Here is a 17,393-nt window from a genome sequence, read left to right on the forward strand (position 1 = left end):
GGAATCGATAACCGCTGAAAGCATCTAAGCGGGAAGCGAGCCTCAAGATGAGTCATCCCTAGACCTTTAAGGTCTCTAAAGGGTTGTTGAAGACTACAACGTTGATAGGTCGGGTGTGTAAGTGCTGCGAGGCATTGAGCTAACCGATACTAATTGCCCGTGAGGCTTAACCATACAACACCCAAGGGGTTTTTATCTCGTCAAGAGAAACGCGGACTCCAAGTACACTTGAACGTGTAGAGAACACTAGTTAACTTTTCCCAGATTGCTATTTATTGTCGATGACAATAAATAAAACCAAATTTGCTTGGCGACCATAGCGTTATGGACCCACCTGATCCCATGCCGAACTCAGTAGTGAAACATAATAGCGCCGATGGTAGTGTGGGGTCTCCCCATGTGAGAGTAGGACATCGCCAGGCTTCAAATTCGTTTTCATCTTTTTAAAAAAAGACGAAAGCAAAAATAGATATCTATTTGAACTATGGATATCGCATGTGGTGTTATCGCTCTTAGCCATCCATGGCTTCGCGATATTAGAACATCCATGTTCGTCGGAGCGGTAGTTCAGTTGGTTAGAATACCGGCCTGTCACGCCGGGGGTCGCGGGTTCGAGTCCCGTCCGCTCCGCCACTTATATTAAGCCCTAGTCGAAAGACTGGGGCTTTTTTACATTTGGAATAAATGAGTTAAATGTATTTGAGTGAGTTGGCAGTTCAGTTGGTTAGCCTCTTTATTGGAGAGCTTAGCGGCCTGTCACGTTGGGGGAACGCGGGTTCGAGTCCCGCTTGAGCGCAAGCCCGTCCGCTCCGCCACTTATATTAAGCCCTAGTCGAAAGACTAGGGCTTTTTTACATTTGGAATAAATGAGTTAAATGTATTTGAGTGAGTTGGTAGTTCAGTTGGTTAAGCTCTTTATTGGAGGGCTTAGCGGCCTGTCACGCCGGGGGGCGCGGGTTCGAGTCCCGTCCGCTCCGCCACTTATATTAAGCCCTAGTCGAAAGACTAGGGCTTTTTACATTTAGAATAAATGAGTTAAATGCATTTGAGTGAGTTGGTAGTTCAGTTGGTTAGTCTCTTTATTGGAGAGCTTAGCGGCCTGTCACGCTGGGGAGCGCGGGTTCGAGTCCCGCTTGAGCGCAAGCCCGAACTAGGCGTCCCCACCGTTCCGCCACTTATATTAAGCCCTAGTCGAAAGACTAGGGCTTTTTTACATTTGGAATAAATGAGTTAAATGTATTTGAGTGAGTTGGCAGTTCAGTTGGTTAGCCTCTTTATTGGAGAGCTTAGCGGCCTGTCACGCCGGGGCGCGCGGGTTCGAGTCCCGCTTGAGCGCAAGCCCGAACTAGGCGTCCCCACCGTTCCGCCACTTATTAAGAAGCCTCGCTAGTAATAGCGAGGCTTTTTTTCATCTGTAGAAAGTGGAAATGATAGTGTGTAGTTAAGCTTTTATTGCGAAGCTTAGGCAAGTCTTGCACTCTCGGCCACTTATTTAAGATCTCAGTAGAGCTTTTTTGTATGGCTGATTATTGATAAGCATCATATAGTTACCAGCTTAGACTTGTGTTTTATGCTGTATTGGAAACGAAGGTAAAGCGTTAATGCAATAATAAAAGTGCTTAATTCTGCGATAGGTAAAGCAAAAAGAAACGGGATGCTTGGAATAAAATTGGTGAAGAGTAGAAGCAGTGATACAGGTAAAACTAACCCTCTTGATAAAGCGATAATAGATGATTGAAGAGGACAATGCATCGCTGTGAAATAACAAGATAGTAAGACATTTATTCCGCTAAAGATAAAACAGGGCCATATAACGCCAATGTAACTTAATGCCAATTGATAGGCGTCAGACTCTGTATTATCAATGAAAAGCTTCGTTATTGAATCTGATCCTGACAGTACGCTTACTATTAATAGTGTACTAATACTTATCACGGTAACGGTAGCTAAAATCATGAATTGGTTGATGCGTGTGAAATTTTTTGCTCCATAGTTTTGGCTTACCAGTATATGAAGAGCATCGATAATGCCGTAAAACAGCATCATGCTAATAAATAACATATAGTTTGCGACAGCGAAGCCTGAGATAGCAGTATTGCCCTGCTCTTTCATCAATAGCCAATGAATAGTGAAAATAACAATACCTACAGAAATTTCATTGATATATTCTGAAATCCCATTAAGTAGCCCTCTGAAGTAAGGTTTCACGCTTGAATAACAGAGCTTAAATTTAATTAATCTTTGTTTCTTAGTGAAAAAAGTACAGAGCACTAATAACTGTATTATCTGTGCTATACCTGTTGCCCAAGCGGCCGATTGAATTCCCCACTGAAAATAGCCAAGAAAAAGGACATCAAGCATGATGTTAACGACAGAGCCCAAGACTAAAGCTGATGTTGCTAGCGTTGGAAAGCCATCTGCGCGTACAAAATAATATAAAACCATCGTGGTTAGTTGAATGATGAGTACGACTGATATTACTTGGAAGTAAGCTTGAGTAAGGGGGGTTAATTGTTCATCAACACCAAGAAATAAAAATAAAGTCTCATTGAAAAATAAACTAATAATCGCCATCAAGGTAGCGAATAAAAAAATAGAGATTAACGATAAGGTAAAAATACCATTAGCCTCTTTATAGTTTCCTTCTCCGATAAATTTTCCTGCAGTTACTGTCCCACCAATAGCCACCATTAGACCCAATGCAAACATGAATGTGATGTAAGGAATAAGAATATTGATAGCTGCTAAAGCTTCATAACCTAGATATTTTCCTACAAAGATCCCATCGACCAAACTTGCAGTGGTAATAGCAAGTAATGCAATGAGTGCAGGAAAAGCAAACAGGAAAAAAGTACTAATGATAGGGCCCTGAGTGACCTTGTTATGCGTCATGAATTTATGTTTTATGAATGAGCTTAATGTCCATTTTGAAGCGTTTCAATCATAAGTACGAGCGTTGAAGTGCCACGTTTTGCTGCTGCATACATTTTTGTGTAACAAATGTAATCATTATTGAAATGAGAATTAATATCATTAAGAATCTTTAATTAATTTCTTATTTATCAATAAATAGTCGGTTCAACATGATGTTAACAGCAAAAAAAATAGCTGAAGTCGCTTCATTTCAGGCCCTCTTTAATTGTTACTTAAAAGAATGTAAGCAAGATTCATGGTACCGAGTTGATGCGTGGATGGAGAAAAATGAATTATGTTGTTCACCATCGTGTCAGTGGATTATTGAAATAAACTTACCTAAAGAACATGTAGTTATTGCCGTTGAAGTGACTTATAAAACCATTGTTGGCCGCCATACTTTTGGTGATATTTGGTTAAAAAATAATGATAAAAATTGGTATAACAGCTCTGAAAAAGAAGCTGCAATTATGCTTTTAAATTCATTTTTTGAGCAAAAGATAATGTCACTGAAAAAACAGGAATTCTTGATTCGCCTGTTAGAAAGTATGTCGCTCATGGAGTATTTTTTGGCGGAAAATATGACAAAAAATGCACCGCCTTCTCGTTGTTTTATTGATGCTGAACAGAGTTTAGTTTTTGGACATTGGCAACATCCGACGCCTAAAAGTCGTCAAGGGATGCTTGATTTTCATCATCAATATTATGCGCCTGAATTAAAAGGGGAGTTTGCACTTCACTACTTTAATGTTGCCCGCTCTTTGATTTGCCAGCGTTCTGCATTATCAATTTCAGCTGAAGAGATCATCGCATCTTCTCTCGAAACCGCAGACTTACAAATCTCAGATGAGTTTATAGTCTTGCCTATGCATCCGCTACAAGCGCAAAAATTATTACATGATCCCGCCATTCTGGATTTAATGACTCAGGGGCTAATTATTGATAGCGGACAGCATGGTTGTAAGTTCACCGCAACGTCCTCTGTGAGATCGCTATACAGTGCGCATTTATCTTGGATGTATAAGTTTTCGATACCTGTAAAAATTACGAATTCTCTTAGAGTAAATAAACGTCATGAACTTGATGCTGGCGTAGTTATGGCTGGGTTATATCGTAAGACGGGATTTAGTGGTGATTATCCTAGTTTTAATGTTGTGACAGATCCTGCATACGTCACCGTATTATTACCAGAGCGAGAAGAAAGTGGTTTTGAAACTATTATTCGAGAAAATCCATTTCAGGCGGGTCAAGATCAGGATGTTCTTACTATTGCTGCATTGACACAAGATCCGCTGCCAAATCAAGCATCGTTATTAGCCTCTATTATTGTTGAGTTGGCAACGAAAGAGCATTGCTCTGAATCTCATGTAGCGATGCGATGGTTTGCCCGTTATTGGGATTGTGCGATAGATCCTATGATCCGTTTGTATGATGAGCATGGCATTGCGTTAGAAGCACACCAACAAAATAGCGTTATTCAATTAGAGACTGGTTATCCATCGAATTATTATTTCCGAGATAACCAAGGTTTCTATTTATCAAAAAGCTACCGCAGTTATTTAGAAGGTATGGAGCCTGAATCTAGCCGTGTTCATGACTTGTATTTTGATGATGAAATGATCTGTGAGCGATTCACTTATTATTTAATGATCAACCATCTCTTTTCGATTATTGGTCGACTAGGCGCTGATCATATTATTGATGAAGCTTTATTACTGAATTTTGTTAAGCAACGGCTCACCGCATTACATAAATCATTACTGGGTGGCGGTAAATTATTTGTCGAGCAATTACTGACAAATAAGCAATGGGCAATGAAAGCGAATTTACTGACACGTGTCCACGATGTCGATGAATTAATGGTTGAGAACGAACAGGCGATTTATTGCTACATCGATAATCCATTTATAACAGCTGATACCACAAATCAGAAAAAGGAGGTATCAGATGCCATTGCCTAATTGTCTTACGCTAGAACCTGAACAGAGAATCATTAAGCAACTTTTTGAAGCTATCATGTTTGAACAATTGGTTGAAATTGATGTTGGCTCTGAGAATGGTCACAACACGTTTACTTGGAGCATGGCGGAAAAGCATTATCACGTTCGTGGTCATATTGGCGCTTTTGGGCGTTATCGTTTAGATATTTCAACCTTAACGATTGATGGTCAGCCTCAGCTTATCTCGCAATCTTGGGAAGATATTGTTCGAGACTTGCCCGCCCTTGAGCAAGTTAAGTTATCTATTATCGAAGAGTTTAAACAAACCTCAAATTTGTGTCGCTGGAATCAAGATAATATTCCAGCTCGTGATTCACGTCGGCAGGCAAGTTTTATTGAGTTGGAAGCACAGCTTGATGAAGGGCATCCTTATCACCCCTCTTTTAAAGCGCGAACAGGGTTTAACTTTCTTGATCATCAATGTTATGGACCTGAAGCTGGGGAATCATTTTGTTTGCACTGGATCGCGATAAAAAGAACACATTTTCGTTCACATTTACCTGATGAGCATGATCGTTTTTGGTCTAGTGAATTAGATCAAGATCACTGGCAAACATTGAGTTTTATTTTATCTCAGCAGCAAGGTAACTGGCAGGAGTATGCTTTATTGCCTGTTCATCCTTGGCAGTGGCGTCAATTACACAAAGAAGATTTTCCATCTTTACTTGAGCAGAAAATTATTATCGATTTGGGAGAGTTAGGAGACCAATATGTTGCTTCGCAATCGGTCAGAACTTTACTCAATGTGACGAATAAAGCAAAAGCCAATATCAAATTGCCATTGAATATGGTGAACACCTCTTCTAAGCGGACCTTAGCTGGTTATTCCGTTTGCTTGGCACCAGAGATATCAACATGGCTTGAAACCATTGTTAGTCAAGATCCTGAGTTGTCAGGATTAGACATCTTAGCCGAATACGCGGGCGGGATTTATGTACCGCTTGGGAAAACGGTGGAGTGTGATCCTTTAAGTGACCAACTGGCGGTTATTTTTAGAGAAAGCCTAGAAAAAAAATTATCACCTGAGCAAACGGCGGTACCATTTAATGCGTTGATGATGGTCGAGCAAGATGGTCAGCCATTCATTGATCATTGGATTGATAAATATGGCTTAGTACCGTGGCTTTCGCAACTTATCGAGGTGGCAGTGATCCCAATTTGGCACTTATTGGTCAAGTATGGGGTGGGAACGGAGCCGCACGGACAAAACATGGTATTGGTTCACCGCAATGGTTGGCCTGAAAAGATTATTATTCGTGATTTTCATGAAAGTGTCGAATACCACTCTGCGTTCCTTAGTACTGAGTTTCCAGCACCTGATTTAGCATTATTAGAACCAACCTTAGCCAAGGCACCTCTAGATATATTTTATGCCATGAGTTCGGTAGAGCTGCTGCGCGAATTAGTGATGGATACCTTATTCATTTATAACCTTGCAGAGGTCTCTCACCTTATTGAATGGCATTACGGTGGAACGGAAAGGCAGTTCTGGCAACTGGTTGAGAATAAGCTCGAACAATACAGTGCAGCGCATCCAGAGCTCGCTGATCGGATAGCTCAACTCGATTACCAATCTACTTCAATTGCAACAGAATCATTATTAGCTCGAAAATTTCAGGCTAAGAAACAAGAGTGTCACCATATCGTGTCGAATGCGCTTTCGTGCGCTTTTAAATAATAGGGATATTATGATTTACGTTAACGATGATTATATCGATAGTGCTTTTTTCTCACAGTGCTTCCAAATATTTTCAGCGCACCCTCAGTTAAAAGACTGTGCAGGAAAACGCGTTGCCGTGTGCCTACAAAATCCTGCTCAGTTGCTAGCACTTTGTTTATATTTAAAAAGAAATGGTGGTTCATTTTATCCTATTTTAGCCACGACTCCGCGTTTAGCGGCAAAGCGTTTAGCAGACAAAGCAAACTGTCATATCGTTATTTTTGATATTGAGCAGACGGGACTGACGCTAAAAAGAGAAGATAAAGATCAACAAGCGGTTTTAGTACAAACTAGCTCTGGGACAACTGGTGAGCCGAAAGTGATCACTCGCTCTTGGTTGTCTATTGATGAAGAAATTGAAAGTTATGTGACAACCTTTACAGCACCTCAGTCCATGACCCCTTTAATTGCATGTCCAATTACTCACTCTTATGGATTAATTTGTGGCGTACTTGTCGCGCTTAAGCGTGGTTTAGTGCCTGTGATCATAACCAACATTAATCCTAAATACCTATTGAGAAAATGCTTAGAGAATAGTGATCACTTGCTTTATTCATCACCAAACTTACTGCATTCCCTCGTACAGCTCTATCCCAAACAAGAACAACTACATGCTGTGATGACGTCAGGAACGGTGCTACCGCAAGCCTGGTTTGAAGCGATAAAGGTACGAAGTCAGTATTTATTCCAGCAATACGGCTGTTCTGAAGCAGGTTGTATTACCGTCTGCGAAAATCCTGAATATGCCAATCAAATGGGCTTTCCACTTCCACATTTAAGGGTATCAGCAGGGAGTGATGTCACTTCCCCGCAAGAGATCATCGTATCCAAAAATAAGCTTGATATTAATACTCAAGATCTTGGTTTTTTTGATGAGCAAGGGCAGTTATGTTTCGTCTCCCGTAGCGATGACATGATCAATGTTTCTGGGCTGAATGTGTATCCACAAGATGTGGAAAACGTTGTGATGGAATTGGCTGAAATTACAGATGCGGTGGTGTTTAAGCGTGCCGATGAGTTATCTGGTGAGCGTGTATGTTTGCAGTTTGTGGCAGACACAATGATTGAACCAAGCCGGATTCGTCAATGGTGTGGAACGCGTTTAGCGAATCACCAGTTACCCGTTGATATAGAGCAGCGCGAGATTATCGAAAAAGCGGCAAACGGAAAGATAAATCGAAAAGCGCTTTCACAAAGTAGTGTTTCAATTGCAGCGATTGGTTAAGGAAGAAAAATGCAGCGCGAAGAGATGATCCAAGCTATCAAAAAAGTGCTTGAAGAAAATATGCAAAATAGCCATATGGCGCTTTTTAGTCCATCAGCAAAGTTGAATGAAGAGTTGTATTTAGATTCAGTGTTAATACTTCAGCTTATTTTACATTTAGAGCTCGATTTAGGATTGACCGTACCAGAGCAACATATTACAGCTGCAGATTATGCGACAGTTGCGAGCTTAGCCGATTTCCTATGCCAAGTTAACAACGACTCAGAGCTCGCACCGAAAGAGCCTGAGGTTGAATTTGAAGATGTAAAAGTACATTGCTTTGTTAGTTGTGTATGTGAAGCGTTAAAGAGCAAAGGCATTGATCATCGACCATTTTATTTTGCGGTATGGGATGCGACGTTTGATGTAAGTGAGCGCTACCAACTGCAATACCATAGTGACGACATTAATCACCAATTATTTATTGATTGGTACCAACGTTTGTTTGGTGGCGAGCTTATCGCTTGGTATGACAGTGAGAAAACCAAGCTCGCGAATTTAGCAACCATGAAAGCGTTACTTGGTAATAAATCGAACTCAGATCACTTGATGGTGATGCTCGATCTTTATCACCTTCCTGAGCGTGAAAATAAATTTAATCAGAACCCATTTCCCCATTACGTTATGTTGACGGAAACAGAGACACCAGAGCACTGGATGATGTGGGATCCTGACTTTCGTTGGCAAGGTGAAATTTCACAAGATCGCATTGAAAATGCGATCTCTCAGCCGACCGTTGAGGGAGGGTATATTTTTAATGAAAATGCTCTGCACGATGCGCCGTTACATGTGGTGCAAGATTATTTCAAGCTTTGCTTTATTGAAGATAAAAACCCGCTAACAAATGCCGTTCGTGAAATTATCAAAGCTCACCTTGATGAAACGCAGGGGATTTGTTTGTCAGATCTCCCACTTGCTTTACGTGAATTAAAAGTTATCGCGGTGCGTAAATATGCTTACGAACATGGCTTTGCTTATTTTGGCAGAGCGTTAGGTCAAAGTGATGATGATTTTGAATATTGGTGTGATGTGATTGAAGAATTAATCCAGACCTATACCAGTATTCAGTATCAAGTAATGAAAATGGCAGAAACCAAAGATCTTAATTTATATACAGGTATTCAATACTTGTTGGATAAGCAAGACAGAACAGAAAAACGTATTAAGAAAGGGTTATTTGATATGTATTCCGATTGGTGTGAGTTAAACGACTTACCGTGTGATTCTGTTATGGAGGTTTGCTGATATGCAATTATCTATTTGTACTATTTCGTTTCGTCATCAATTAATGTCATTAGAACACTTAGCGCAATGGGCAAGAAGCCATGACTTTCAAGGTATCGAGCTTTGGGGGGTACATGCCATAAGTCTGGAGTCACAACCTCAATATGATGCTCAATGGTTAAAGGAAATGGGACTCTCGATTTCGATGCTAAGTGATTACTTACCCTTAGTAGGGGATCTAACCGTTACTCAACAAAAGTGTGCGCATATTTGTAAGTTAGCGAACTATTGGAACACAAATAAAATACGTACTTTTGCGGGGCATCAAGCCAGCGATAAGGTTAATAAAAATGACCGAGAAAAGCTGGTTACAAGACTACGTCATATTTGTGAATACGCGCATCACCAAGGGTTAAATGTACTTGTTGAAACCCATCCCAATACTTTAGCGGATACGACAGAATCGATTCTGCAGCTTTTAGATGAGGTTTACCATCCGGCTTTAAAAATTAATTTTGACAGCTTACATGTTTGGGAATCTGGTGCTGACATTAATTATTTTCACAATCAAATTAGTGATTATGTCGATCATTACCACTTAAAAAATATCGCTTCCCGAGAATATTTAAACGTGTTTTCACCTGATAACGTTTATTCGCCAGCAGGTAGCCGTGAAGGAATGACACCTTTATTTGAGGGGGTATTAGATTATCAACATTTTATTGATGGATTATCTCGAAATAAAAATACAACCGCATCACTTGAGTGGTTCGGTAATAATGTAAAGCAAATCTTAATAAATGACAAAAAAGCATTGGATAGGTTTGGTGAGAATATAAAACAGGCTGAATTACTGTTTTAGTTTTAATTTTTATTTAACTGATTTCGATAAATAGGCATTGATTATAAAAAAACGCTCGTATACTATCAGTCACCTAACTGATAGTGATAACTATTATCAATAAAGTGACAGATACTTAGCTAGGGATTGGCATGAATATAGATAAGGTCCATCATTCAAGAACAATCTTAATTGTGGAACCTGAGCATAATTATGGTCAGCAGTTAATTGAACTGTTTTGGCGTGAAGGTTTTGTGATCAAACGTTGCCAATCTGCACTTGAAGCTGAAAACGTTTATAAAAATGCGACAGTAGATCTTATGCTGGTCTCTAATCAATTACCTGAAATGAAAGGGTTTACGTTTTTAAAACAGTGCCGGCAAGTTTCTCACATTCCTATTGTCTTATTAGCGGATAACTATAGCGATACTGAATGCGTAAACAGTTTTTTCCATGGTGTAGATGATTACATTCCACGTAAACAGCCGATTAAGGAAGTCTTGTGTCGTGTTATTGCGATTTTAAGGCGTATTCAGCAGCGGCAATTACCGTCAAATAAAACCAAGTTATTAATTGTTGATGATTTGAAAATGGATAAGCAAAGTTTAGCGGTAAGTTATAAAGAAACCACATTATCAATGACACCAATTCAATTTAATTTACTTTGGACATTAGCTTTTCAACAAAATCAAGTATTGAGTAAAGACTATTTATACCGACAGGTATTGTCACGTGAGTTTAGCTTATATGACCGCAGTTTAGATATGCACTTAAGCCGAGTTCGACGAAAATTAGTATCGGCAGGTATGCCAGTTGAGCGGCTGAAAACGGCTCATGGCGTTGGTTACAGTTTTAGTTAATAAGGAAAAAGCTCTTATCGAAAGGTAAGGGCTTTTTTCATAGTAATTAATTAGTTGTGTGGTTGTAACAATTGTAAAAAGCATTTACATCTTAGTGCGTAGTAGCAAAATAATGATAATTATTATCATTAACAATGGAAAATTAAGATGTTGAAAGGATGCAAATTCAAGCTGCTACCGACAACGGTTGCTGTCTCAAGTGCGTTGTTTACACAAATTGCGGTTGCCGACTCAGAAGGTGAACATGAAAAAATGGTTGTAATGGGTAACCCATTACAAGCGACAGAAGTGTTTATTGATTCTGAGCAGCTTGAACGACAACAAGCCAACGATATCAATGATATTTTCCGCACAGATCCCGAAGTTAGCATCGGTGGCGGTACTGGTGTTGCTCAAAAGATTTATGTTCGTGGTTTAGAAGATAGCCAGCTAAACGTGACTATTGATGGTGCTGTTCAATCAGGCAATATTTTTCACCACCAAGGGCGTTTATCAATAGAACCAGAATTATTGAAACAAGTTGAAGTTGCAGCGGGTGCTGGACGTGCGACAGATGGTGCGGGGGCACTGGGTGGTGCGATTCGTTTTAAAACCAAAGATGCTGAAGATATGTTGCAAGGTGACGAACGTTTTGGTGGCTTAGTGAAGGCGGGCTACTATGATAATACGAAAGGATATAAAACGAGCGTCAGCGGCTATGGTTACCTTACTGACAACGTAAGCGTTGTTGCTACTATGGTGTATAGCGATTTAGGTAACTACACAGATGGCGATGGTAACGAGCAGCCGTTTACTGAAGCACAAAACAAAGTTGGCTTTATTAAACTTGTTGGTGATATTACTGACGCGCAGAAAATCACTTTAAGTTATGATCACCGCGGTGATGAAGCGTATCGTAACTTCCGACCTCACTGGGCTGAAAGTAGAAAGAATTTCCCGCTTGACCAAGAGATGAACCGAGATACTTTCACGCTGAATTACGGTTTAAATCCTGCTGATAACCCATACCTTGATCTTGATGTTACCGCATATAACACCGAAACTGAGCTAAAGCATAAGAGTCGTCCAGACGTACCTCGTGAAACAAATAATATCGCGAAAACACACAGCTATGGTGGTGATATTCGCAACACGAGTAGCTTTAACTTGTTTGCTGTTACGTATGGTGTTGATTACCGTAAAGATATAACAGATGGCACATTCTTAGCTTATAGCCCAGATACTTATGAGTTTAAAGGCACTGTTGCAGGCGTCTATGTACAGAGTGATTTCCGTATTGTTGAGCCGCTACTATTAAGTGTTGGTGGTCGTTACGATACATATAAATTAAAAGATTCTTACGGTACAGAAGTCGATCATTCAGGCTTTAGCCCTAATGTTAGCCTGAACTACAGCGTTATACCGGGTTTGAATGTTTATGCCGGTTACGCAGAAGCTTTCCGTGGCGCCCAGATCCCAGATTCATTCATGACTGATATTGAGTTAGATCCAAACCGTAAAGCAGAGCGAGCACATAATACCGAAGTGGGGGCTAGCTGGGTAAACGGCGGTCTAAATCTATCAGCAACGGCGTACATTAATAAAATTGACGATGTGGTCGGTAAGAGTGCGAAAAATCAAGGCGACTTAGAAACCAAAGGTTTCACTGCGCGTGCTGGCTACACCTTCAATGATTTAAGTATGTCATTAAGCTTCAATCACTCTCTCTCGGATCTTGATGGTCAACGTTTAATTGATGAGAACTTTGGTATTGGTACCTCGACAGGTGATACATGGGTTGCGGATATTAATTACTATGTATTTGATAACTTGTTAATTGGTTATACAGGTCGCTATGTTGCTCGTCTTGATGATGCAGTAGAAGTGGTTGAAATCTATAAAGGTGAAGAGTACGTCACTAACTACAGTGAAAAGCCAGGTTATGCCGTTCATGATATTTACAGCCAGTGGCAACCATTATCGGGTGAAGAGTTAACACTCTCTCTGGCAGTTAAAAATCTCTTTGATAAAGATTATCGTGATCATGCTAGCTACGGTGATGTAAACGCTATTGCGAGTGCACCACGCGAGCCGGGTCGTGATATCCGCTTTAATGTTGCGTATGCCTTTTAAATAAATGAACAAGGAGGGACGTCTGTCTCTCCTTTTTTCGTTTAAGGCTAGGTGAATGTGATCAAAGGGAAAGTTATGCCGCAATTTCTATCAATAAAAAATCGTCTTATTGCTCTGCTCAGTGTTTGCTTGGTTTTATGTAGTACTCACAGTGTAGCGAAAAGCATTACTGTAACGGATTTAGCTGGGCGAGAAGTCGTAATATCCCAACCTGCGGAAAGATTACTGTTAAGTGAAAGTCGCTATATTCCCGCGTTAGCGATTTTAGAAGGCGATCAAGTGTTATCTCGTATTGTCGGTATGATGGGAGACATGAAGTTAGTCGATCCTGATTCTTATCAACAATATCAAACCGCGTTTCCTGACATCGATAATATCCCTCTGTTTGGTAAAGGCGCAACGGAGAGTTTTAGTTTAGAAACCGCATTAGCGCTTAAAGCGGATGTGGCTTTTTTAGGTGTCGAAGGTCATGGGCCTAATGCGCGAAATAGCGAAATTATTGAAATTTTAGAGCGTGCGGGCGTAACGGTCGTCTTTATCGATTTTCGCAAAGATCCGGTGAAAAATACCTTACGTAGTTTAGAGGTCATGGGCAAAGTACTGGGTCGAGAAGCGCAAGCGAAAAGCTATATTCAATTTTATAACCAAGAGTTAGATAAGGTGAAGCAAGGTCTTGCTACGGTAAAACCTGAAGATGTTCCGACAGTCTTTCTTCATAGTCGTGTAGGTGTTAACGGTGAATGTTGTGAGACCATGGCTCGGGGTATGGTTGCTCAAATGCTTGACTTTATTGGGGTGAAGAATATGGCACAGCCACTACTTCCGGGATCTGTGGGCGTATTAAATCAAGAGTATTTATTAACGCATCAGCCTGACATTTATATTGGTACTGCTGTTGGCTCAACCCAGACTCAAAAAGAAGCACCGCAATATATTGTTCTTGGTACCAGTATTAGTGCCAAAGTAGCACACCAGTCTTTGGCTGCCATTACTCAACGACCGCCACTTAATCAATTAACCGCAGTGAAAAATAAACGGGCTTATTCTATCTGGCACCATTTTTATAATACGCCGCTCAATATTGTTGCTATTCAGACGTTTGCTAAATGGGCCTACCCCAAAACGTTTGCTGAGCTATCACCACAAAAAACATTAGAAACACTATATCGTGATTATCAGCCAGTGCCTCTTAATGGTACCTATTGGATGGCGTTATAAATTAAATATTAGTGTTGTTTTAATTAATTCAATGAGCCGGATGACGTCACTGTTATCCGGTTTTTGGCTTTGTAAGATAAAGGAAATATCATGAAATCAGCCACATTAAGTGTTGATGAAAACCATCAAACAACCAGTTTGTCACAGCGTTATCGGCGCTTTGTGATTAAACGAATTCTCTTGTTAAGTATGATGGCGATAGCACTTGTCATTGCATGGGTTATTGATACTGCAACCGGCCCGTCTCAAATTGGCTTAAACCATATTTTTTCTGCGCTCTTTCAGCCAGAAGTACTCGATCCCGTCCAACAAGTGATTATTTTTGATGTCAGGATCCCTTACGCTTTAATGGCCATTGTTGTTGGTGCGGCATTAGGGTTAGCGGGGGCTGAAATGCAAACCTCTTTAAATAATCCGTTAGCGAGTCCGTTTACCTTAGGCATTGGTGCGGCTGCAACATTAGGCGCGGCGGTTGCTATCTTATTTGATTGGTCGTGGTTACCGTTTCGCTTTGACTACATTTTGCCTTTGTTTGCTTTTGCTTTTGCGCTTTTAGCATCACTTTTGGTGGTGGTGTTATCACGAAGCCAAGGCGCATCGGTTAATACCGTGATCTTGTTTGGTATTTCACTCTTTTTTGCCCTTAACGCCTTAGTCAGTTTATTAATGTTTGTCGCAGACAGTAATGCTTTACAACAGATAGTGTTTTGGACCATGGGCAGTTTGGTGCGAGCAAATAACGAAAAAGTGTTGATTGTCGCACTTGTCTTTGCGGTGTGTTTCCCGCTTTCTATGCGTCAAGCATGGGCGATGACAGCGATTCGCTCGGGAGAAGATCAAGCAAGAAGTATCGGTATTCGCGTAGAGCGCATGCGCTTAATGGTGTTGTTGAGAGTGAGCTTATTAACGGCTGTCGCTGTGGCGTTTGTGGGGGAAATTGGCTTTGTTGGGTTAGTCGGTCCTCATATAACAAGAATGTTATTAGGCGAAGATCATCGCTTTTTTCTTCCGGGGAGTGCCATTGCCGGTGCATTGTTGTTATCGCTGGCTTCCATCGCGAGTAAAAGCTTGATCCCTGGAGTGATTTTACCAATTGGAATCGTGACATCATTAATTGGTATCCCATTCTTCATGAGCCTTATTTTATCGAGTAAAGGGAAGTTGTAATGTCATTAAATATTAATAGCCTCACAACGGGGTATGGTCAGCAAAAGATCATTGAGCAACTTTCTGTTGAGCCGATCCAAAATGGTGAGTTGGTGGCGGTACTCGGCCCTAATGGAGTAGGTAAATCGACATTGCTCAAAGCGATAGCGCGATTACAAAAATATCAAGGTGATGTGTCTCTTGATGGTGAAATATTAAGTCAGTTAGCCCTTAGCGAAAGTGCCAGAAGAATCGGTTACTTGCCACAAACACTGCCTCAGGCAACTAGCCTTGTTGCTTATGAAATTGTATTTAGTGCTTGTCGCGCGGTAAAACCCGAACTGAGTAAAAGTTATATTGAGCAAATCATTGAAAAAACATTTTCCCAATTAGGAATAACCCATTTAGCACTTAAACAGCTAGCACAAATGTCAGGTGGGCAGCGACAGATGATCGGATTAGCGCAAGTGCTGATTCGAGAGCCTCGATTATTATTACTTGATGAGCCAACCAGTGCGTTAGATCTGCATTGGCAAATTAGTGTGCTTCAGGCTGTAAAACAAAATTTGGCGCACACTGGTGGCATGGGTCTTGTCGCGATCCATGACATAAATTTAGCCTTACGTTTTTGCGATAAAGTGTTGGTCCTCAGTCCTGATGGGGTAGTCGTTATGGGCAAAGGAGAGCAAGTGTTAACAGCAGAGGTATTACGTAACGCTTATGGTGTCAAAGGGCGAGTAGAGCAGTGTTCGCAAGGTTATCCGATAGTACTGGTGGATGAAGCGATGAGTGCGTAATGAATTGTGTGCAGCCTTTTTAGCTTTTGGTACATTTAAGGTAAAAAGCTGTACGTGATATTAAGTGTTTATATATCATACTGTTATATGTGGTGTTGGGAGTTGGCCTATAGATGGTAAAAAACACGTTCACTTTTGTGCTGTTTTTATGAGTGAAAGCTGTACACGTCTAAATGTGAGAGTTTAGTCAGTATTGCTTTGTTCTGCTCAGTGATAGAATAAACCGATAATATAAATAAATCGGTTATCCACACAAAGGGCACAAAAATGAGCATAAGCAGTACTGACAGTAACCATGTAGACAGTGATTTACTTACCGAGATCGCTATTGCTTATTATCAGGATGGTGCTACTCAAGAAGAGATCTCTCAGCGCTTTGGTATGTCTCGCGCTAAAGTCGGTCGTTTACTTCGTCGTGCGCGTGATGAAGGGGTAGTGGAAATTACCGTTAAATATCACCCTGTTTTTAGTGAAAAGTTAGAACAGCAATTGATTGAGCGTTTTAATTTAAAACGCGCATTGGTTGCACTCGATCAGCCTGATGACGAAACCCAACGTCAGCAAGTGGCAAGTCTGGTTTCGAGCTACCTAACGACGACATTAACTGATGATATGGTGGTTGCGGTTGGGCAAGGACGTAATATCGCGTCTATTGCTAATCATGTTGGTGTTGTGCCGCATCGTAAATGTCGATTTGTTTCTGGTATTGGTGGTACACACCGTTCAGGCAATGCCATTAATGCCGATCACATTTGTCGCCAATTGGCGAAAAAATATGATGGTATTAGTGAAACCTTGTATGCCCCCGCTTATGTTGACGACATCATAGTGAAAGAAGCATTTATGAAAAATGGCACGGTAAAAGAAACCTTAGATCGTGCTCGTCGTGCTGATTTAGCGTTGGTCGGTGTGGGTGATATGAATGAAAATAGCCATATGGTGAAGTTAGGTTGGTTTACACCACAAGAAATTGTTGAAGCGCGAATTCGTAAAGGTGTGGTCGGTGATATTGCGGGCTATGACTTTTTTGATAGCCATGGAAAACAAGCTGATACCATGATGAGCGATCGTGTTATTGGTTTAACCATGGAAGAATTACGAAATATTCCAACTGTTGTGGTAACGGCAGCAGAAAATAGTAAAGCCTTAGCATTATTAGGCGCACTGCGCTCTGGGGTTGTTGATGTATTAGCAACCAGTGTAAGTAACGCGCTCACTATTTTAAATTTAGATCAGCAAATGAAGTAGCTTGATATTTAATCAGTTGTTCTTAAAAAACAACTGCTATCCCTGAAATA

12 protein-coding genes, 1 tRNA gene and 2 rRNA genes are annotated in these 17,393 nt (G+C 40.7%); 14 read left to right on the forward strand and 1 reads right to left on the reverse strand.

The window, feature by feature from the left end; translation table 11 throughout:
• The 3 genes from C9J45_RS07200 to C9J45_RS07210 form a co-directional block, all read left to right on the forward strand.
• Positions 1-174 (forward strand): 23S ribosomal RNA (locus C9J45_RS07200); the annotation flags it as partial.
• A 132-nt stretch (positions 175-306) separates the two neighbouring features.
• Positions 307-422 (forward strand): 5S ribosomal RNA (gene rrf / locus C9J45_RS07205).
• 134 nt (positions 423-556) lie between these two features.
• A tRNA-Asp gene (locus tag C9J45_RS07210) sits at positions 557-633 on the forward strand.
• Positions 634-1,539: 906 nt separating this feature from the next.
• On the opposite strand, the gene C9J45_RS07215 is transcribed toward C9J45_RS07210, so the two are convergent.
• Complete coding sequence (locus C9J45_RS07215; protein ID WP_107292359.1) at positions 1,540-2,892, reverse strand: MATE family efflux transporter; 1,353 nt, start codon at positions 2,890-2,892, stop codon at positions 1,540-1,542.
• Positions 2,893-3,083: 191 nt separating this feature from the next.
• On the opposite strand from C9J45_RS07215, the gene C9J45_RS07220 reads away from it, so the two are divergent.
• The 11 genes from C9J45_RS07220 (at position 3,084) to C9J45_RS07270 (ending at position 17,343) form a co-directional block, all read left to right on the forward strand.
• Positions 3,084-4,874, forward strand: a complete 1,791-nt coding sequence (locus tag C9J45_RS07220; RefSeq protein ID WP_107292360.1) for an IucA/IucC family siderophore biosynthesis protein — start codon at positions 3,084-3,086, stop codon at positions 4,872-4,874.
• Entirely contained in the window at positions 4,861-6,591 is a 1,731-nt protein-coding gene (locus C9J45_RS07225; protein ID WP_107292361.1) for an IucA/IucC family siderophore biosynthesis protein, read from the forward strand. The genes C9J45_RS07220 and C9J45_RS07225 overlap by 14 nt, the downstream gene beginning before the upstream one ends.
• A gap of 10 nt (positions 6,592-6,601) precedes the next feature.
• Positions 6,602-7,858: an AMP-binding protein gene (locus tag C9J45_RS07230; protein ID WP_107292419.1), complete on the forward strand. Its 1,257-nt coding sequence runs from the start codon at positions 6,602-6,604 to the stop codon at positions 7,856-7,858.
• Between the two features lie 9 nt (positions 7,859-7,867).
• Positions 7,868-9,142 carry a DUF6005 family protein gene (locus tag C9J45_RS07235; protein WP_107292362.1) on the forward strand — a complete coding sequence of 425 codons (1,275 nt, stop codon included), beginning with the start codon at positions 7,868-7,870 and terminating at the stop codon, positions 9,140-9,142.
• A 1-nt stretch (position 9,143) separates the two neighbouring features.
• Positions 9,144-9,983 (forward strand): sugar phosphate isomerase/epimerase, encoded by an 840-nt coding sequence (locus C9J45_RS07240; RefSeq protein WP_107205938.1) that lies wholly within the window; start codon positions 9,144-9,146, stop codon positions 9,981-9,983.
• A gap of 131 nt (positions 9,984-10,114) precedes the next feature.
• Entirely contained in the window at positions 10,115-10,822 is a 708-nt protein-coding gene (locus tag C9J45_RS07245) for a response regulator transcription factor (protein ID WP_107205939.1), read from the forward strand.
• A 147-nt stretch (positions 10,823-10,969) separates the two neighbouring features.
• Entirely contained in the window at positions 10,970-12,934 is a 1,965-nt protein-coding gene (locus tag C9J45_RS07250) for a TonB-dependent receptor domain-containing protein (protein WP_107247350.1), read from the forward strand.
• Positions 12,935-13,009: 75 nt separating this feature from the next.
• Complete coding sequence (locus tag C9J45_RS07255) at positions 13,010-14,152, forward strand: ABC transporter substrate-binding protein (RefSeq protein WP_233217655.1); 1,143 nt, start codon at positions 13,010-13,012, stop codon at positions 14,150-14,152.
• Positions 14,153-14,242: 90 nt separating this feature from the next.
• Entirely contained in the window at positions 14,243-15,319 is a 1,077-nt protein-coding gene (locus tag C9J45_RS07260; protein WP_005369426.1) for an iron ABC transporter permease, read from the forward strand.
• Complete coding sequence (locus tag C9J45_RS07265; protein ID WP_107247352.1) at positions 15,319-16,095, forward strand: ABC transporter ATP-binding protein; 777 nt, start codon at positions 15,319-15,321, stop codon at positions 16,093-16,095. Before C9J45_RS07260 ends, C9J45_RS07265 begins: the two co-directional genes overlap by 1 nt.
• A 267-nt stretch (positions 16,096-16,362) precedes the next feature.
• Positions 16,363-17,343, forward strand: coding sequence for a sugar-binding transcriptional regulator (locus C9J45_RS07270; RefSeq protein ID WP_005369422.1), 981 nt, complete (start codon positions 16,363-16,365; stop codon positions 17,341-17,343).
• The last annotated feature ends 50 nt before the right edge of the window (positions 17,344-17,393 follow it).

Origin of the sequence: Photobacterium sp. GB-1 (assembly GCF_003026165.1) — a bacterium.
GTDB lineage: Bacteria > Pseudomonadota > Gammaproteobacteria > Enterobacterales > Vibrionaceae > Photobacterium.